Consider the following 18,648-nt stretch of genomic DNA (forward strand, 5'->3'; position numbering starts at 1 on the left):
GCGCGCGCCCGCCCCCCCCGGCCCCCCGGCGCCGGCCCGGCCGGCCCGCCGCCCCGGCCGCGCCGCCCCCCCGCCCGCCCCCCGCCCCCGCCGACCCCCCGCCGCCCCCGCCCGGCCGCCCCCCCCCGCGCACGGGCGCGTCGGGGTACCGAACGCTCGGTGACCGCCGCCGCCGACGTGCGCGAACCACCGCGTCAGGTCGCGCGGCGGCGGCCTTCACCGAGCGGATCGTCCGCTCCGGTCGGGAACCTCAGAGACGGGTCAGGTCGATGGCCGCGGCCATGGCCTGGTAGCCCGCGTCGTTCGGGTGCAGGTGATCGCCGGAGTCGTACGCGGGGCTCAGGGCGAGGGGGTCGGCCGGGTCGCGCGTGGCCGCGTCGAAGTCGATGACGGCGTCGAAGATCCGGCTGCTGCGGATGTAGGCGTTCACGGCCTCGCGCGTGGCCTCCAGCGTGTCGTCGTACACCGACCAGCCCTTGAACGGCGTGAGCGTCGCGCCGATCACCTTGATGCCGCGGGCGTGGGCGCGGGCCGCGATCGTCTCGTACGCCGAGGTGATCTTGGCGGGGTCGGTCTGGTGCGGGCTCTGCTGGATGTCGTTGATGCCTTCGAGCACGATGATCGTACGGACGTCCGCCCGCGACAGGACGTCCTCGTCGAACCGGGCGAGCGCGTTCACGCCGTACGATCCGCCGTCCAGCAGCAGCCGGTTGCCGCTGATCCCGGCGTTGAGCACGCCCAGCCTCCGGGAGAGCGGCAGCGTCTGGATCCGGCGGGCCAGGTAGTCCGGCCAGCGGTGGTTCGCCCCGGCGGTGGAGTCGGCGCCGTCGGTGATCGAGTCGCCGAGGGTGACGAGGCTGCCGCGCATCGGCGGGTCGCACACGTCGACGCCGGTCAGGTAGTACCACCGGCCGAACGTGCCGGTGTAGGCGTCCCCGGAGACATCACCGGCGTGGTCGCCGCCGGGGGCGTAATAGGAGGTCTGCTGGGCGAGCGGATGCGTGGTCACCGGCCCGGAGACGACCGGCAGGTACGCGGTGACGAGAAGGTCCGCGCCGGGCCGTACCGGCAGAACGGCCGGATCGGCGGTGACGTCCGCGCCGGCGGGGACGGTCGCCGACGGGGCGCCGTGGAAGGTCACCTCGCGCAGCGTTCCGGAGACCGCCTGCGCGCCGTCCGCGGCCCGTACGGCGACCGTGACGTGGCCGAGGGTCAGCGGAGCGGTGCCGAAGCGGTTGGAGAGCCGGATCCGCACGGCCGCGCCGCCCGCGCTGAGGTGCACGACCTGGCGGATCGAGGAGCCGGACTGCGCACCGGCGGGCGAGGACAGGCCCACGGCGGGTGACGCCTCCCACGCTCCGACCCAGCCCTGCCCGGCGTGCGCCGCTGGGCGGGGCGGGACGGCCGGGGCCGCGACGGCCGCCGGCGCGACCGCCACGGCGGACGCCAGGCCCAGGACCGCCGCGACCAGGACCCGTACGCCTGCGGGTCCGCGCCTCCGTGTGTTCGGCATGCGCCCACCTTTCGAGGAAAAGAAAGCGTTTTCTGACACTGAAGGTAAAGTGATCATCTGGCGCCGACAATGGTCGGAGCGCCCCCAGTGGCCGGGACGGCCGGATGCGGCCGCGTGCCCGCGCCGGCTCAGCGCGGCGGCGCGAACCAGGGCGGGAGATAGACCCGCCAGTGACGCCCGAGCCCGGACAGCGGGTGGGCGACCCAGGTGGCGGCGTAGCCGGGCGGCGGCGTGCCCGGCGACAGGATCCCCGTCGGTTCCCGGCGCGCGGTCTCGAGCAGCCGCGCGGGGGTGGTCGAGGCGAGAACGCCGCCGATCTCCCCGGTCCCGCAGCCGAGGTAGAAGGCGACCGGCACCGACCGCGGTCCGCTGAGCAGGCAGGGCCGGCGCAACCCGAGCCGTTCGAGTGCCGCCGCGCCGCGCACGTACGTCCGGCGCTCGGCCGCGTTCTCCCGCACCTGCCGCGACAGCGCCATCCCCTGGGAGCCGAGCTGAGCCAGCACGGCCATGACGATCAGGCCGGCCAGCGGCCGGCGAAGACGGGGAACGGCCGCCGGAAGCCGGGTCAGGCACTCGGCGACGGGCAGCGCCAGCAGCGCGTACGCGGGCAGCAGGAACCGCGGCGCGGCGTATCCCAGGAGCAGCAGGTACGGCACGGCCGCCGAGACACCGCAGGCGGCGGCGACCGCGACCGGGCCCACGGCGCGGGCGCGGGCCGCCAGCACCAGGCCGCCGGCGGCGAGCAGCGGAACGGCGGCCCACCAGAGCGTGAGTCCCGGACGCTGGACGCCGACCCCGCAGGGACGGCAGAGCAGCGGCCCGTTCACGGCGGACAGCTCGTACAGCAGTCCGCGCGGATGCCAGGCGATGCCGCCCTCGATGGCGCTGGACCTGCTGAGCCGCGCGAGCGGTCCGCCGTAGCGCAGGTACGCCTCGGCGATCCACTGCGCGGCGCCGAGCGCGAGGCCCGCGAGGACGGCGGCGATCAGGACCGGGCGCCGCCGCCTCCGCATCGCCAACGCCGCGATCGACAGCGGCAGCGCGATCCAGAAGGCGTCCCCCGGCCGCATGAGCGTGGTGACGGCCCCCGCGAGGACGACCCCGACGAGGGCGCCCCGGCCGCCCGTCACGACGTACCGCGCGAACCAGCCGGCCAGGGCCACTCCCCCGACGGCGACCCAGAAGTTCGGGATGACCTCGGAGACGTAATAGCCGGTGACCCACAGCCCGCTGAACAGGAGCGCCGCCAGCGGCACGACGGCCCGGCGGGAGGTCACCGCGAGCCAGGGCGTGTAGGCGAGGACGATCGCGGCCGCTCCGACGACGGCGAGGTAGGCCCGGAGCACGACGACCGATCCCGTGACCCACACGACCGGCGCGATGAGGTACGTGATGCCGCGCGCGCGGGGCGCGCTGAAGAAGGCCGCCGGGATCCGCGGGCTCACCTGGGTGATGTAGAGGGCCTCGTCCCAGCCGACGGTGCCGTGCCGTACGACGACGGCGAACTCGAGCGCGGCCAGGGCCACGGCCACGGCGACCAGCCAGGCGGCGGGACGGCGGATGAGGTCGGCCGGCTTCGGCACCGCCCGATCGGCCGGTCGCGGCAGCATCCGGGTGCTCACCCGACCCCCGTCTCGCCGTCCGGCCGCGGCCGGAGTCTCCCCTGGACGTCCCAAGAGTCGTGCGGGTCGACGAACGGACGATGTCCGACGGCTGAACGGCGGCCCTCCACGGAGCGTCGGCTCCCCGTACGCTCGCGACGGCAGGGCCGCGGCCTGGCCCCCGTCACCCTCGCCCCCCACAGGGCCGCCCCGCATCCGTTACGCTCGCCCCCGCAGGGTCGTAGCGCAGAGGTCGTCGCGCCCGACTGCACATCGGGAGGACGCCGGTTCGATTCCGGTCGGCCCTGCCCCGTGTCCGTTAGGCTCGCTCCGCGGAGCCGTAGCGCAGAGGTCGTCGCGCCCGACGCCACAGCGGGAGGACGCCGGTTCGATTCCGGTCGGCTCCGCCCTCCCCTACCTCGACCGCTCCGGCCCCGTCCTGCCTGCCCGGTCGCCCGTACCCGCCGTCCGACCGGCCCGGGTGCACCCCGCGCCGGCGGCGTTTTACGGGAAAGGCCGGAAATCGCGAGCCGTTCCTGCAATGTCCGGGTCGTTCGCTACGCTCTCCCACGGCAAGGCCGTAGCGCAGAGGTCGTCGCGCCTTACAGCGGGTTGGAGGACGCCGGTTCGAATCCGGCCGGCCTTGCCCCTTTTCGTCATGCGATCGGCGGGGGTGTCGGTGGAGGTGGTCGATCCGGACCTGACCGAGGCGCGGGCCGGGTCCGGCGCCGGCCCCGGCGACGCCGAGATCGACGCGTGCCTTCGGGTGCTCACGCGGGCTCGCGGGACGCACCCGGACGATCCGCGCTGGGCGGCCGTCCGCGAGGCCGCCGCGCAGCTCTACCAGGCCGACAAGAAGGCGCGGAAGGCGATTCGCCGCGCCGACCGCAGGCGCCACGACCGCGAGGCCATGGCCGCGTCCGCGCGGTTCCGGGAGCAGGACCCCGCGTCCGGGCCCGACCCGGTGGAGGAGCGGTCCGCACGGCCCGCGCGCCCACTGGCCGGCACCCGGCGCTGCTACGTCTGCAAGACCTCGTACGGGCAGGCGCATCCCGAGTACCACCTGCTGTGCCCGGCCTGCGCCGAGGAGAACGCCGCCCGCCGGCACGCCCGGTGCGACCTGCGCGGCCGCCGGGCCGTCGTGACCGGCGGCCGGGTGAAGATCGGTTTCCAGGTGGCCTTGAAACTGCTGCGCGACGGCGCGGAGGTGCTGGTCACCACCCGCTTCCCCCGGGACGCCGCCCGCCGGTTCGCGGCCGAGCCCGACGCCGCCGGCTGGCTGGACCGGCTGCACGTCCACGGTGTCGACCTGCTCGACCTGGCCGCCGTCGCGCACCTGCTGGACTCCGTCCACGGCCGCTTCCCGTCCCTCGACATCCTCGTGAACAACGCGGCGCAGACCATCCGCCGGCCCGCGGCGTACCACCGTGCGGTGCGCGAGGCCGAGAGCGCTCCGCTGACCGGCCTCGCCGCGCGGATCGACGTGACCGACGCCCGGCAGGCCACCACGCCCGCCGGGTTCGCGTTCGAGGTCTCGGCCCTGCCGGGCGCCGCGGCGTCCGGGCTCCCGGCGCCCGACGGCTCGGCGCCTCCCGCCGACGCGCCGGCGCCGGCGACCGGCCCCGTCCGCACCACGGCCGGCGGCGCGATCGAGACGAGGGACGACGCGATCGAGGCGCTCTTCCCGTCCGGTCGCACGGACGAGACCGGGCAGCCGCTGGACCTGCGGGACCGCAACAGCTGGAGTCTCCGGCTGCACGAGGTCGACCCGGCCGAGTGGCTGGAGGTCCAGATGGTGAACTCCTTCGCGCCGTTCCTGCTGACGGCCCGGCTGCGCGGCCTGCTGGAGGCGTCTCCCTGTCCGGACCGCTACGTCGTGCAGGTCTCGGCGATGGAGGGCAGCTTCTCCCGCGGGTTCAAGACCGTACGCCACCCGCACACGAACATGGCCAAGGCCGCGCTGAACATGCTGACGCGTACGTCCGCCGCCGACTACGCGGCCTCGGGCATCTACATGACCAGCGTGGACACCGGCTGGGTGACCGACGAACGCCCCCATCCGGACAAGATCGCCCAGCGCGAGGCCGGGTTCCGCCCGCCGCTGGACGTCATCGACGGCGCCGCGCGGGTCTACGACCCGATCGTGCGCGGAGTGGGCGGCGAACGGCTGTCCGGCCTGTTCCTGAAGGACTACCGACCGGTGGATTGGTGAAGATGGAGCCGACGCCCGTACGCTGCCCCGCGATCGAGCATCCCGACGTGCCGCCCGCCGACCCGGCGGACCTGGCGCCGCTGCTCGACCGGCTCGCCGCCCCGGCCCCCGTGGCGGCCGACGAGACCTTCCCGCTCGGCGCCGTACGCCCGGACGGCCGGGTCGACCTGTGCAAGCAGGGCCTCGGCCCGGCGGGCGCGGCCCTACTGCTCCCCGTCGCGGCGGCCTCGCCGCACGCCGCGCACCTGTTGCTCGGCACCAACGCGATCGGGACCGAGGGAGCGCGAACCGTCGCCGCCGCGCTGGTCCCCGGGCACGGCCTGCGGACGCTGTACCTCGGCTGCAACCGCATCGACGCGACCGGCGCCGAGGCGCTCGCCGACCGGCTGGCCGACGACACCACCGTCCACGCCCTGTGGCTGAAGCGCAACCCGGTGCGGGACGCCGGCGTGCGCGCGCTCGCCGCGATGCTGCGCCGGAACACGACGATCCGCACGCTGGACCTGGTCAACACCGGGCTCACCGTGGACGGGCTGCGGGCCCTGCTGGCCGCGCTCACCGAGCGGCCGGCGCCGGTCGAGCGGCTGTTCCTCGGCGGCAACGGGCTGGGTCCCGAGTCGGCGGACACGCTCGCCGCGCTGGTCCGTGAGGTGGGAGTCCGCGAACTGTACGCCCCGGCCAACCACCTCGGCGACGACGGCGTCGCGACGCTCGCCGCGGCGGCCGACCCGGCACGGCCCGTGCGCCTCGGCCTCGGCGGCAACGGCATCGGCCCGGACGGCGCGCGGGCGCTGGCCGGCGCCCTCCACGGCATCGAGGCGCTGGACCTGGGACGCCCGCCGTCCGAGCGCGCCCTGGGAGCGCCCGCCAACGTCACCGGCGACGCGGGCGCGGCGACGCTGGCCGCCGCGCTGCCCGGCAGCCCGCTGCGCCACCTGGACCTGCGCCACACGGGGATCACGGGCCATGGCGCCAAGGCGGTGCTGGCCGCCGTTCCGGATGACACCCGGCTGGAGTTCGTCGGGTTCGGGCCGGGGGTGCCGCGCCGGGTGAAACGCGCCCTGGCACCCCGGCTGCGGCCGGTGTCCGGGCCTCATCCGGACGTGCACGCGATCGGGAGCCTGTACCGGTGAGTTCCACCGTCGTCCCGGGGCTGCCGCCCCGGCCTCCGTCGCGGTCCCATCCGCCGCACGAGGCGTCCCGGCTCCGCCGGATCCGGCGGTACGCCGTGCCCCGTTGGATGATCGAGCAGGCCACCGAACGCCGCCTCGCCGGCGACTGGCGCGGCGCCTGCGCGGCCGCCAACGTCGACGTCGCCTTCGACCTCGCCGACGTGGCCGACGAGTACGGCGCCGCCGTCGCCGCCGAACTCGAGGACGACCTCCTCAACCTCGCCCCCGACCTGCTGCGCTTGCACCTGCCCCGGCTGGACCGCGGGCGTACGACGATCGTCCCCGACCAGGTGATCGTCCTCAGCGCGCCGGGGGCGCCGCCCGGCGCCCCCTCGCCGGCGCTCCGCTCGCTGTTCGTCCGGACGCCGCGCTGGATGGTCCACGGCCCACAGCGGCTGACCCTCGACTTCGGCCACGCGTCGGCCGATTACGTCGTTCTGGACACCGACGTCCCCTACTGCGCGTTCTGGCACGGCCTCGTCCAGCAGTGGAGCACCGCCCGGCACCTGTGGGATGCACGGCACGCCGGCGACCTGCGCGAACGCTGCGGCGGAGACGCGGGCCGGGCGCCGTTCTTCGAGGCCGACGGCGCTCCCCGGGCGCTGCCCGCCGCCGACCCTGGCCGCGCCGATCCGGCGGCGCACACCGAGTGGGTCACCCTGCTGCACGAGAGGGGCGAGGTCGCGGCGGCCTTCGCCGCGGCGGGCATCGCCCTGGACGCCGAACCCGTCGAGATCGACCCCTATTTCAGCGTCAAGGAGGTCCATCCGCTCGACGTGTTCGAGCGGATGCCCCTGGCCCTGACGCGGCTGGAGGCGGAGATCCGAAGGCTGGCGGAGCGGACGGGACGGGACCGCTTCTGGATCCCGTACACCCATTACGCCGCCGTCATCCTCGAGGCCGGTCCCTCACAGGTCCGGGCCCGCGTCGTCGCCAACGAGGGGGGCCGGGAGCCGGACGACGCCGAGGTGCTGCCTGAGGCGTGCTGGCGCCGTCTGCCCGACCTGGACCTGCTGCGCGACGGCGGCACTCCGCCGGAGCGGCTGCATCCGCTCGTACGGGAGGCGCTGTTCCCCGGCCGCGCGGCCGCCGACGGCCCGGTGGGCCCGCCCGGCCCGGAGCCGCCCGCCCCGGTCCGGGTGCGCTGCCGGGACGCTTGGCACGAGGTGTCCTCCGATGGGGGCGTCCTCCGCATCCCGCACGACGAGGAGGAGCAGCGGCGCGAGAGCGCGATGCGGGCGTTCGGCGGCGCGGTCGCCGGCTGCTTCGCCGTACGGGAGACGTGGACGTCCGGCGCCGGGCGGCTGCCGAAGGCGCTGCGCGACCAGCGACGGGAGCTGTTCTCCCGGGTCGAGCACGGCGACCTGCCCGGAGTCGTCGAGCTGCTCGACGCCGGTGTCGACCCCCGGATCCGCGACGGCCGGCGGCGCACCCTGCTGCACCTGCTGCATCTGCTGGACCCCGGCGTCGACGTCCGGGGCGTGGGCCCGAAGCGCCGCGAGCTGCTGCACCGGCTGGGCCTCCTCGACCACGACGGTCTGCTCGCCCGGCTCCTGGCCGCGGGCGTGGACATCGACGCGCGCGACGTGGAGGAGCGGACGCCGCTGTTCGCGGCGATCTGCGGGGACGGCTCGCCGGCGCTGGTGCGGGCGCTGCTCGACGCCGGCGCGCGGATCGACCTGAAGGGCGAGATCCACGAGGAGGAGATGTCGATCTACCGGCTCCTCCAACTGCACGTCCGCGACGACCTGGGCTTCCTCGTGGAACGGATCGAGCGCGACCATCCGGAGCTCACCGAGGAATGGTGAACGCCATCAGCACGCCCGTCCCCCGGCGGCGCCGCGCCCGGTCGGCGTCCTATCCGCCGGATGAGGCGGGGAGCCTGCGCCGGATCCGGCGGTACGCCGTGCCCCGGTCGATGATCGAGCAGGCCACCGAACGCCGGCTCGCCGGCGACTGGCGGGGCGCCTGCGCGGCCGCCGGCGTCGACGTCGCCTTCGACCTCGCCGACGTGGCCGACGAGTACGGCGCCGCCGTCGCCGCCGAACTCGAGGACGACCTCCTCAACCTCGCCCCCGACCTGCTGCGCTGGCACGTTCCCCGGGGCCGCTACGCGCAGACGACGATCCGTTCCGCCCAGCAGGTGGTGCTCGGCGGCTACGGCGACCGGTCCACGGGCGCCCCGGCCCTGCTGCACGTGACCACGCCTCCGAGTCCGCACGCGCCGCAGCGTCTCGTGCTGCGTTTCGGCCCGGTCCGGTCCGAGGACCGGGCACGGAGGCCGTGGCTGCCGGAGGACCCGTGGCTGCTGCACGACTGGACCCTGATCCGGGAGCTGTGGGACGCACGCCGCGCCGGCGAGCTGCTCGCGCGCTGCGGGGGCTCGGAGCGCGCGCCGTTCTTCGAGGCCGACGGGACTCCCCGGGCGCTGCCGGCCGCCGACCCCGGCCCCGGCGACCCGGCAGGGCACACCGAATGGGTCACCCTGCTGCACGAGGCGGGCGAGGTGGAGGCGGCGTTCGCCGCAGCCGGGATCCACCTGGACGCCTCCCGGCACCGGACCCGCTGGGCCACCTCGACCGAGCGGCCGGGCGCCTGGCCGCCGCACGCCCGGCCGTCGGCCATGCTGGAGAGGGTCCCCTTCGCCCTGGCCCGTCTCGGACCGGAGATCCGGCGGCGTGCCGACCGGGGCTTCGGCCGCCGGTTCCAGGTGCCGTCCGTGCACGACTGGCGCTGCGTCCTGCTGGTGGAGGTCGAGGACGATGGCGGCCTGCGGGCCTGGGTCGTCGATTCCGAGCAGGCCGAGGGAGTCCCGGTCCTGCCCGAGCCGTGCTGGCGGCGGCTGCCGGACCTGGACGCGCTGCGGCACGGCGACACCGAGCCGGACCACCTCCATCCGCTGGTCCGCGCCGCGCTGTTCCCGCGCCGCGCGGACTCCGGCGGCCCGATCGGCCCGCCGGCCCCCGCGGTTCCCGCCCCCGTACGGGTCCGGTGCCGCGGCGAATGGCACGTCGCCGCCTTCCGGGACGGGACGCTCCAGATCCCGCACGACGAGGACGAGCGGCGGCGGGAACGCGCCATGGGAGCGCTCGGCGGCGCCGTCACCGGCTGCTTCGCCGTGCTGCCGGTGGTGCGGTCCGGTACCGGCCGGTTGCCGAAGGCCCTGCGCGCGCAGCGGCGCGAGCTGTTCGCCCGGGCCGAGCACGGGGACGCGTCGGGGGTGCTGCGGCTCCTGGACGCCGGGATGGACCCGCACATCCGCGACGGCGGTAGGCGCACGCTGCTGCACGTGCTCCACCTCCTCGATCACGAACGGCTGCTGTCGCGGCTCCTGGCGGCCGGCCTGGACATCGACGTCCGTGACCACTACGACTCCACCCCGCTGCACGCCGCGGTCAGCGGCGACGGATCGCCCGACCTGGTGCGGGCGCTCCTGGCCGCCGGTGCGGGGATCGAGGCCGTGAACCAGGACGGGAGCACCCCGCTGCTCCTCTCCGTGTACCGCTCCGCCCCGGTCCCGGTCGTGCGGGCGCTGTTGGACGCCGGTGCGCGGCCCGACGTCACCGACCGCTGGGGGTCGTCGATACGCGACCATATTCATCGGTGCAGGCGTACGGACCTGGCCTTCCTCGCCGAGGCGCTGGACCGAGACCACCCCGGCGTCGGCCACGGCCGCTGGCGCCGGTCGTAAGAGAAAGAGAACGCGTGAGCGCAGCCGACCACCTGTCCACCGAGGAACCGACCACCGCCGACCGCCCTGCCGCGGATTCCCCGAGCGCCACCGGTCGCCCCTCCGCCGCGGATTCCCTGAGCGCCGCCGACCGTTCCTTCGCCGGGGATCCGCTGAACGCCGCCGACGACCTGGTGCGCCGGCTCGGGGCGCGGCGGACGGAACCGGCCGCGAACCCGCAGCTCGAGGCGCTGGCCCTGGCCGTGTCCGCGAACCTGCCCGTGCTGCTGTGGGGCGAACCCGGCATCGGCAAGTCCGCCGCGCTCCAGCAGCTCGCGGCCGGGCTCGGCGTTCCGCTGGAGACCGTGATCGCCAGCGTGCACGAGCCGTCCGACTTCGCCGGCCTGCCGATCATCGGAGACGACCCCGCCGCCTCGGGCGTGCCGATGGCCCCGCCGGACTGGGCGGTCCGGCTGGCCACGGCAGGGCGCGGCCTCGTGTTCTTCGACGAGTTGTCCTCCGCTCCCCCGGCCGTGCAGGCGGCCCTGCTCCGGGTCGTGCTCGAACGCCGGGTCGGCAGCCTCACCCTGCCCGAAACGGTCCGCGTGGTCGCCGCCGCCAACCCGCCGTCGAGCGCCGCGGACGGGTGGCACCTGAGCCCGCCGCTCGCCAACCGGTTCGTCCACCTCCAGTGGACGCACGACCCGAGAACGGTCGCGCGCGGCATGGCCGGAACCTGGCCGGAGATCACGATCCCCCGCGTCGACCCGGGCCGGGTACCCAGTGCGGTCGCCCGCGCTCGGGGCGCGATCTCCGGGTTCCTCACCGCGCGGCCCGGCCTGACGCACCACCTGCCCGAGGACGCCGAGGGCCGGGGCCGCGGCTGGCCGTCGCCGCGCACCTGGGAGATGACGTTGCGGCTGCTCGCGACCGGTTACGCCACCGGCGCCGACCAGAAGGCGGTCGCCGCCGCCGTGGTCGGCGCGGTCGGGGACGGCACCGGCCTGGAACTGCTCTCCTACCTCGAAGAGCTCGACCTCCCGGACCCGAACCGCGTGCTGGCCGACCCGAACGCGTTCGCGCTGCCCGAGCGGGGCGACCGGCAGCTCGCGTTCCTGACCGCCGTCGTCTCCGCGGTGCAGACGAACCTCACCCGCCGGCGCTGGGAGGCGGGCTGGACGGTCCTGGCCAAGGCGGTCGACGCGGGAGTGCCGGACGTGGCGGCCCGGGCCGCCGCCGACCTGGCCGTGCTGCGCGACACCGACTGGCCGGTGCCCAGCGGCATCGACGCGTTCATCGACCTGCTCCAGCTGTCCGGCGCGCTGCCGGGCGGTGCCTGAGCATGGCCGGACTCGACCGGGTCAAGCTGCTCGCCGCACGGTACCGCGCCGCCACCGACCGGCCGTACCTCGCGTCGGCGCTGTACTCGCTGACGGTCGTGCCGAGCACCGGCGTGCCGACCATCGGCGTCGACCGGCACTGGCGATGCTATGTGTCCCCGGCGTTCGTGGACGCCACGCCCGTGCCGGAGCTCGCGGGCGTGTGGATCCACGAGGTGGCGCACCTGCTCCGCGACCACCACGGCCGCACCGACCGGCTGTCCCCCGCCGACCGGCGGGACCGGCTGCGCGTGAACGTCGCCCAGGACTGCGAGATCAACGACGACCTGCTCGCCGACGGGCTGACGCTGCCGGCCGGCCGGGTGGAGCCCCGCTCCTTCGGGCTGGCCACCGGCGAGCTGTTCGAGACGTACCTTCCCCACCTTCCTCCGTCGGTGACCTGCTCCGACTGCGGGTCCGGCGCCCACGGCGCGCCGGCGGACTGGGAGATCGCCGACGCGGACGGACCCGGCGGCGTCAGTTCGGTCGAGGCCGAGGCGCTGCGCCGGCACACCGCCGAGGCGATGCGCGCCCACCTCCGCAATCGCGGCGACCTTCCGGGGGGCTGGCGGCGCTGGGCCGAGCAGGTCCTCGAGCCGTCGGTCGACTGGCGCCGGGTGCTGGCGGGCGCCGTACGGGAGGCGGTGGCCTGGGCCGCCGGAGCGGTCGACTACACCTACCGCCGCCCGTCCCGGCGCACCGCCGCCCTCCGTGGCGTCGTGCTGCCGAGCCTGCGCCGGCCCCTGCCCGTCGTGGCGATCGTCATCGACACCTCCGGGTCCATGGGCGAGGACGAGCTGGCGGCGGCCCTGGCCGAGGTGACCGGCGTGCTGCGGGAGGTCGGCGTCGGCGGCAACCGGGTCACCGTGCTGGCCTGCGACGCCGACGTGCAGACGGCCGCGCGGGTGACCTCCGCGCAGCAGGTGGAGCTCGCCGGGGGCGGCGGCACCGACATGCGGGTGGGCATCCGGTCCGCGCTCGGTCTGCCCGAACGCCCCGGCGTCGTCGTCGTGCTGACCGACGGCTTCACCCCGTGGCCCGAGGAGCCGGCGTCGTCCCGGATCATCGCCGCGCTGATCGGCGCCGACCCGCCGTCCCCGCCCGCCTGGGTCGAGGCCGTGCACGTCACCGACCTGGGCTGACCGGCCGCGGCGGGCCGCCGGGAGGGTCCGGGACGCGCCCCCGGACGGCTCGTGCCGCCCGCCGGGACTAGCCTGGTCGGACCAGGATCGACAAGGGGGGCCGGGTCGCGATGACCACACGACGCGAGCGCCTGCGGGCCGAGCTCGACCGGGACATCCGGACGTCCGCGCGCCGGCTGCTCGGTGCCGACGGGCCGGCGGCGATGACCCTGGCCGCGATCGCCCGCGAGGTCGGGATCACCGCTCCCGCCATCTACCGGTACTACGAGAGCCACGACGACCTCGTACGGGCCGTCGCCGACGACCTCATCGAAGATCTGGTCACGACGCTCCAGGCGGCCGCGGACCCGTCTCACGACCTGCTCGCCCGGCTCAGCGGCGCGACCAACGCGATCCGTACCTGGGCCCTGGAGCACCCGTCGGAGTTCGCGTTCCTGTTCGGGACGCCGAATAAGGCGACGGGCCGGGCCCAGGGGGAGATATCGGCGACCTGGGTCGTGCGGCTCGCCCACCTGTTCGGCGGCCTGTTCGAGGAGCTCTGGCGGCAGCGGCCGTTCCCCGTCCTGCCGGACGAGTCGCTCGCCCCCGCCCTGCGCGACGAGCTCGCGAGCTACCGGAAGACCACCGGGCTGGACCTGCCGCTGGGCGCCATCTGGACGCTCCTGACCTGCTGGCACCGCATCTACGCCGGGGTCTGCCTGGAGATCTTCGGCCATCTCGGGGTCGGCATCGACGACCACGGTCCGATGTACGACCAGATGCTCATCGAGCTGATGGCCTCGATCGGCCTGACCTACGAGCCGCCGGCCCGCTGAGGCCTACCCGGCGGCGGCCTGGAAGACGACGGAGCGGTCCTGCTTGACCACGCCGCCGTAGGGACCGACGAGGTCGGGCGCGGCACCCGGCGACGTCTCGCGGTCGCGGCCGGTTCGGGCGTCGAGGACGACCGGGCCGTTGGCCGTGGTGCCGTAGACGGCGCCGTGCCACGCGGCGGTGACCTTCGGACTCGTCCGTCCGTCCTTCGGCAGCTCCCACAGGAGCTGCGCCGTCGTCGCGTCGAGCGCAATGACCCGATCCGTGTTGAAGCAGACGACCACCGACCGGTCGTCGTCAAGACAGTCGTAGAGATCCTGGTCCGGGTACCGGAACCGGCGCTTCCCCGTGGTGATGTCCAGCAGACCGCCGGTCTCGTAATACCCTCCGGACACGGTGACCAGCCCGGGCCCGGCGCGTTCCGCCTGATACGTGTACGCGGCGGACGGCGCGGTGCTCCAGCGGACCGCCTCCGTCGCCGTGTCGATGCCCTGAAGCCGGTAGGTGCCCTGGCTGCTGAAGAAGCCGGACGAACGGACGGCGCTGATGACGACGACCAGACCGTCGGACACGGCGACCGGGGTCGCCTTCTGCCGGGTCCAGCGGATCCGATGCGCGGCCGGGTCGGCCACGACGACGGCGTCCGGGCTGGAGCCGCTCAACCCGATCACGACCGCCCGGCCGTCGGTGCCGACGATGTCGTACAAGTTGAAACCCTCGGCCAGTTCCGACGGCAGCGGCATCGCGTCGTCCCCGGCGGTCCGTCCGGTGGCCGGGTCGACGAGGAGGAGCTCGAGCACCGGGGTGGCGGGCGTGGTGCCGTGTCCCGGCAGCTCTCCGGGGAACAGGCCGATGACGTACTGCCGGCCGCTCAGCGACGCGAGGGCGGGCCGGATGCGCCGGCCGTCGACGGTCGCGCCAGCGCCCGGCCGCGCGCTCCAGGAGGAGCGGCCGGTGGTGACGTCGACCGCCTGGAGCCCGTCGCCGTCCTGGAAATAGGCCAGATGCCCGGCCAGCAGCACCTCGCTGACGTCGTGTGACCCGTCGGCCGCCGTGGCGGACAGCAACGGTCGCCCGTTCGGCGCGAACCGCACGGGCGGGTCGTAGTGCGGTGCGTTCGGCGCGGACGGCGTCCTCGTCCCGTGCGCCTCGGCACGCGACCCGCCCTCGTGCCCGCACGCCGTCATCGCGAGGGCCAAGGCCACCCCGGCGAGCGCCGTCGCGGCACCAGAGGGAACTCTCGGCGATGTGGCGTTCCCACGCGACCTGCGGTTCATCCGACCTGCCTTCCGTCCGTCATCTCGACAACCCGCGGCGCTCAAGGGCGGGAAGCGCGGACACGACCCGATCGACGCCTCCCGCAGCAGTGAATCGCCGTAACGATGTTAATGGCCATAACTCTGCTATGTCTCGTAATTCGCACACATCGCGCCCCGTCCGGTTCTTCGGCGCGACGCCGACCTCGCGGTCGCTGCGGCCTTCATTCGGAGGAGTGAGGGAGGCCTCGGTCGGGGGAAGGAGGCGGCGGGCCGATGCGAAGGGGCATACTCGCCCGCGGTATTCCGCTGAGCGCAGGAGTCGGCCGTGCGAACTGACATCCTCCGGGTCTCACGGCTCGACGTCGCCGTCGCCGCCGTCGTCACCGTCGCGACGGTGATGATGGCGTTCGTCCCGTACCGGCAGCCGTGGTGGTTCCTGGTGCTGACGCTGTCGGCCTCGGTGCCGGTGGTCTGGCGACATCGAGCCGTCTTCGTCGTGACCGGCGTGGTCGGTGGCTCGACGACGGTTCTGGCGATCACTGCGCCGACGCTGGCGCACCCGCCGCTGCTGCTCCTGCCGTACGGCGTACTCGTCTGCGTCTACACGTTCGCGGCGCGGACCCTGTCGCCGCCGCTGCGGGCCGTCGGCATCGGCGCGCTGGTCTTCGGTGTGACGGTGTCCCTGGTCGTCCCGGGCGAGGACCTGGAGACCTACCGCTATCTCGTCACGGCCGTCGTCGCGGCGTACGCCGTGGGGATCGGCGCGCGGGCACGGCGGGCCGTGCGCGCCGCCGACCGGGAGCGCGAGCGCCGGATCCGGGAGGAGCGCGCCGCCGCGGTCGACCGCGAGCGCACCCGTATCGCCCGCGACATGCACGACATCGTCACGCACTCGGTCGGCGTGATGGTGGTGCAGGCGGAGGCCGGATCGCTCGTCGTGCGCGACGACCCGGACAAGGCCGAGGCCGTCTTCGAGGCGATCTCCGAGGCCGGGCGGGAGGCGGTCGGTCAGCTCCGCCTCATCCTCGGCGCCCTGCGGAGCGGCCGGCCCTACGATGGGCCGGTGCCCGGGGTCGAGGCCGTACCCGGGCTGGTCGGCAACGCCCGCCGAGCGGGTCTCGACGCCTCCCTGGACGTGCGCGGCGAACCGCGGCCGGTCGCGGCCGACGTGGACGCCGCCGCGTACCGCGTCGTCCAGGAGGCGCTGACCAACACGATCCGGCACGCGGACGCCCGAGCCGTGGCCGTACGGCTCCGCTGGTCCCCCGACGCGTTGGAGATCGAAGTGACGGACGACGGCCGGGGCTTCCCCGACCCGCGTGAAGGGCACGGCCTCATCGGCATGCGGGAACGCGTCGCCAGTTGCGGCGGCACGCTCAGCGTGCGCTCCGGCGGCCGCGGCTGCACGGTGACCGCCACGCTGCCGATCACATGAGCGAGCGGCGCGAACGAATCATGAGCACGGCGTTTCCGATCACTCCCCCGACGGAGGAGACCGCATGAGAGCTCTGCGCGTCCTGGTCGCCGACGACCAGGATCTGTTCCGGGGCGGCTTCGCGATGATCCTGAACGCCCATGACGACATCACCGTCGTCGGTGAGGCCGCCGACGGGGCCGAGGCGATCGCGAAGGCGGTCGAGCTGCGACCGGACGTCGTGCTCATGGACATCCGCATGCCCGGCGTCGACGGCGTCGAGGCCACCGCCGAGGTGTGCCGGCGGACGACGGCGAAGGTCCTCGTCCTGACCATGTACGACGTCGACGAGTACGTCTACGACGCGCTGCGCGCCGGCGCGGGGGGCTTCCTCCTCAAGGACGTGCGGCGCGACGACCTCGTACGGGCGGTGCGCCTGGTGGCAGCCGGTGAGTCGCTGCTGGCGCCGAGCGTCACCCGGCGGCTGATCGCGGACGTCGTCGGCCGGGGCAGGGCGCGTCCCGGGCTGCGCCGCCGGCTCGATGAGCTGACCGGCCGGGAGATCGACACGCTGCGGCTGCTCGCGCAGGGCCGGTCGAACGCCGAGATCGCGGCCGAGCTGCTGGTCAGCGAGCACACGGTGAAGACGCACGTGAGCAACCTGCTGACCAAGCTGGATCTGCGCGACCGCGCCCAGGCGGTGGTCTTCGCGTACGAGTCCGGACTGGTCGTCCCCGGCGACGACTGACCGGTCTCGTTCTCCGGGACCAGACGGGGTTCACTCGCACCGGCGATCCCGCGGAGCGCTCCGGTGACCGATGCTGCGGCGGTCTTCGAGAAGGAGTCTGCTCATGCTGAAACGGATCTCCGCGGCGCTGGCGTTCGCCGGCGCCGCCGTGATGATGTCCTCCTGCGCGTCGTCCGCGACGCCCGCCGCCGGGAGCCGCGCGGGCTGCACCACGACCACCTCGCTCGGGGTGGTCGCGGGTACCGCCCGCGTCGGCCTGTGCGCGTTCCGCGGCATCCGGTACGCCGAGGCGCCGGTCGGGTCGCTGCGCTTCCGCCCGCCGCGCCCCGTCGGGCGCTGGCGCGGCACGCTCCAGGCGACGGATGACAAGGCGGTGTGCCCGCAGGACCGGGACACCATGTCGGAGGACTATCCCGACGCGCGCACGCTGTTCACCGACGAGGACTGCCTGCGCCTCAACGTGTGGACGCCCGCCACCGACCACCGCCGCCGGCCGGTGATCGTGTTCGTCCACGGCGGCGCCGCCCGCTTCGGCACGGCCAACGAACCGCGCTACGACGGGGCGAAGCTCGCCACCCGGGGGGACGCGGTCGTGGTCTCCATCAACTACCGGCTCGGCGTGCTCGGCTGGTCCGAGCTGGGCGGGCTGGACCCCTCCTACAAGGGGTCGGGCAACAACGGCCTGCGCGACCAGATGGCCGCCCTGCGATGGGTGCAGGACCACATCGCCGACTTCGGCGGCGACCCGGCGAACGTCACCGCGGTCGGGGAGTCCGCGGGCGCCTTCTCCCTGAGCGCGATGCTGGCCACCGACCATCCGGAGCGGCTGTTCCGGCGGGTGATCCTGGAGAGCGGCAGTGGCGCCCTCGTGCACTCCGCCGCGTACGAGCGCAAGGTCGCCTCGGCGCTGCCGGTGAAGAGCGTGGCCGAACTGCGCCGCATGCCGACGAAGCAGATCCTCGCCATGCAGAACAAGATCATTGACCAGGACGAGCCGGGCATCCTCGGCGCGACGTACTTCGCCCCGTACATCGACGGCGCCCTCGTCCGGGACTCGGTGGTCAAGCGGGTCGCCCAGGGCAACGCCCGCGCCGTGGACCTGCTGCTCGGGACGAACCGCGACGAGATGAACTTCTTCGGCCAGCTCGGTCCCGAGGCGATGACCGGCATCGCGCAGCAGTACGAGACGGTGTTCTTCCCGCGCGAACTGGCCGCGCGCCGGAAGCGCATGGTCGCGGCCTACCGCAGGGGCCGGTCGGCGACCGCGGCGGCGCTGGCGATGTTCAGCGACCAGGGAATGCGGGTGCCGGCGACCCGGCTCGCGCAGGCGCAGAGCCGCTGGCGGCCGACGTACCTCTACGAGTTCGGCTGGCGGCCGACCGAGGAGTACGGCGCCGTGCACACGATCGAGTTGCCGTTCGTCTTCGGGTCGTTCCGGTTCACCGGGATCCTGGGCGGTGACAAGGCGTTCCAGGCCGACCGGGCCCGCCTCACCACGTTGTCGGACCAGATGATCGACGCCTGGACGTCGTTCACCCGCGCCGGCGACCCGAACGCCCGGCGTACCGTCCAGCGCCCTGCGTGGCCCGCGTACCGCGCGCCGCAGCGCGCCACGATGATGTGGAACGTCGACGCGACGGTCGCGAACGACCCGCGCGGCCGGGAGCGCGCCCTCTGGGACGGCTACCCGTTCACCGCGTTCGACCTGCCCGCCTGAGGCCCCGG

General features: G+C 74.8%; 13 protein-coding genes and 3 tRNA genes. 13 read left to right on the forward strand and 3 right to left on the reverse strand.

Translation table 11 applies throughout. The features are described from left to right. Positions 1-250 precede the first annotated feature (250 nt). Together AB0L00_RS44180 and AB0L00_RS44185 are read right to left on the reverse strand one after the other, a co-directional pair. On the reverse strand, positions 251-1,513 hold the full coding sequence (locus AB0L00_RS44180; RefSeq protein WP_364443943.1) for an SGNH/GDSL hydrolase family protein: 1,263 nt from the start codon (positions 1,511-1,513) through the stop codon (positions 251-253). Between the two features lie 128 nt (positions 1,514-1,641). Beyond that, complete coding sequence (locus tag AB0L00_RS44185) at positions 1,642-3,135, reverse strand: hypothetical protein (RefSeq protein ID WP_364443945.1); 1,494 nt, start codon at positions 3,133-3,135, stop codon at positions 1,642-1,644. A 214-nt stretch (positions 3,136-3,349) separates the two neighbouring features. On the opposite strand from AB0L00_RS44185, the gene AB0L00_RS44190 reads away from it, so the two are divergent. From AB0L00_RS44190 to AB0L00_RS44235, 10 genes are all read left to right on the forward strand, one after another. Further along, positions 3,350-3,422 (forward strand) — tRNA-Cys (locus AB0L00_RS44190). A gap of 26 nt (positions 3,423-3,448) precedes the next feature. Then, positions 3,449-3,521 (forward strand) — tRNA-Trp (locus tag AB0L00_RS44195). A 167-nt stretch (positions 3,522-3,688) separates the two neighbouring features. Continuing rightward, positions 3,689-3,760 (forward strand) — tRNA-OTHER (locus AB0L00_RS44200). Between the two features lie 12 nt (positions 3,761-3,772). Beyond that, entirely contained in the window at positions 3,773-5,326 is a 1,554-nt protein-coding gene (locus AB0L00_RS44205; RefSeq protein WP_364443947.1) for an SDR family NAD(P)-dependent oxidoreductase, read from the forward strand. 2 nt (positions 5,327-5,328) lie between these two features. After that, positions 5,329-6,459 (forward strand): gala protein, encoded by a 1,131-nt coding sequence (locus tag AB0L00_RS44210; RefSeq protein WP_364443950.1) that lies wholly within the window; start codon positions 5,329-5,331, stop codon positions 6,457-6,459. Further along, positions 6,456-8,306 carry a hypothetical protein gene (locus AB0L00_RS44215; protein ID WP_364443953.1) on the forward strand — a complete coding sequence of 617 codons (1,851 nt, stop codon included), beginning with the start codon at positions 6,456-6,458 and terminating at the stop codon, positions 8,304-8,306. The genes AB0L00_RS44210 and AB0L00_RS44215 overlap by 4 nt, the downstream gene beginning before the upstream one ends. Then, positions 8,300-10,189: an ankyrin repeat domain-containing protein gene (locus tag AB0L00_RS44220; RefSeq protein ID WP_364443954.1), complete on the forward strand. Its 1,890-nt coding sequence runs from the start codon at positions 8,300-8,302 to the stop codon at positions 10,187-10,189. Before AB0L00_RS44215 ends, AB0L00_RS44220 begins: the two co-directional genes overlap by 7 nt. 14 nt (positions 10,190-10,203) lie before the next feature. After that, positions 10,204-11,508, forward strand: a complete 1,305-nt coding sequence (locus AB0L00_RS44225; protein WP_364443956.1) for an AAA family ATPase — start codon at positions 10,204-10,206, stop codon at positions 11,506-11,508. 2 nt (positions 11,509-11,510) lie between these two features. Next, positions 11,511-12,689: a VWA-like domain-containing protein gene (locus AB0L00_RS44230; protein WP_364443959.1), complete on the forward strand. Its 1,179-nt coding sequence runs from the start codon at positions 11,511-11,513 to the stop codon at positions 12,687-12,689. Between the two features lie 110 nt (positions 12,690-12,799). Beyond that, positions 12,800-13,504 (forward strand): TetR/AcrR family transcriptional regulator, encoded by a 705-nt coding sequence (locus AB0L00_RS44235; protein ID WP_364443961.1) that lies wholly within the window; start codon positions 12,800-12,802, stop codon positions 13,502-13,504. Positions 13,505-13,507: 3 nt separating this feature from the next. On the opposite strand, the gene AB0L00_RS44240 is transcribed toward AB0L00_RS44235, so the two are convergent. Continuing rightward, positions 13,508-14,707, reverse strand: coding sequence for a PQQ-binding-like beta-propeller repeat protein (locus tag AB0L00_RS44240; protein WP_364443964.1), 1,200 nt, complete (start codon positions 14,705-14,707; stop codon positions 13,508-13,510). Positions 14,708-15,086: 379 nt separating this feature from the next. Here AB0L00_RS44240 and AB0L00_RS44245 point away from each other — a divergent pair, with 379 nt between their 5' ends. The 3 genes from AB0L00_RS44245 to AB0L00_RS44255 all read left to right on the forward strand — a co-directional run bounded on the left by AB0L00_RS44245 (position 15,087) and on the right by AB0L00_RS44255 (position 18,640). Further along, the gene (locus AB0L00_RS44245; RefSeq protein ID WP_364443967.1) at positions 15,087-16,196 is read left to right on the forward strand and encodes a sensor histidine kinase; all 1,110 of its coding nucleotides are present in this window, start codon (positions 15,087-15,089) and stop codon (positions 16,194-16,196) included. Between the two features lie 64 nt (positions 16,197-16,260). Further along, positions 16,261-16,923, forward strand: a complete 663-nt coding sequence (locus tag AB0L00_RS44250) for a response regulator transcription factor (RefSeq protein ID WP_364443970.1) — start codon at positions 16,261-16,263, stop codon at positions 16,921-16,923. Positions 16,924-17,026: 103 nt separating this feature from the next. Beyond that, complete coding sequence (locus AB0L00_RS44255) at positions 17,027-18,640, forward strand: carboxylesterase family protein (protein ID WP_364443972.1); 1,614 nt, start codon at positions 17,027-17,029, stop codon at positions 18,638-18,640. The last annotated feature ends 8 nt before the right edge of the window (positions 18,641-18,648 follow it).

This window comes from Actinoallomurus sp. NPDC052308, from assembly GCF_040679195.1.
In the GTDB taxonomy this organism is placed as follows: Bacteria; Actinomycetota; Actinomycetes; order Streptosporangiales; family Streptosporangiaceae; genus Actinoallomurus; species Actinoallomurus liliacearum.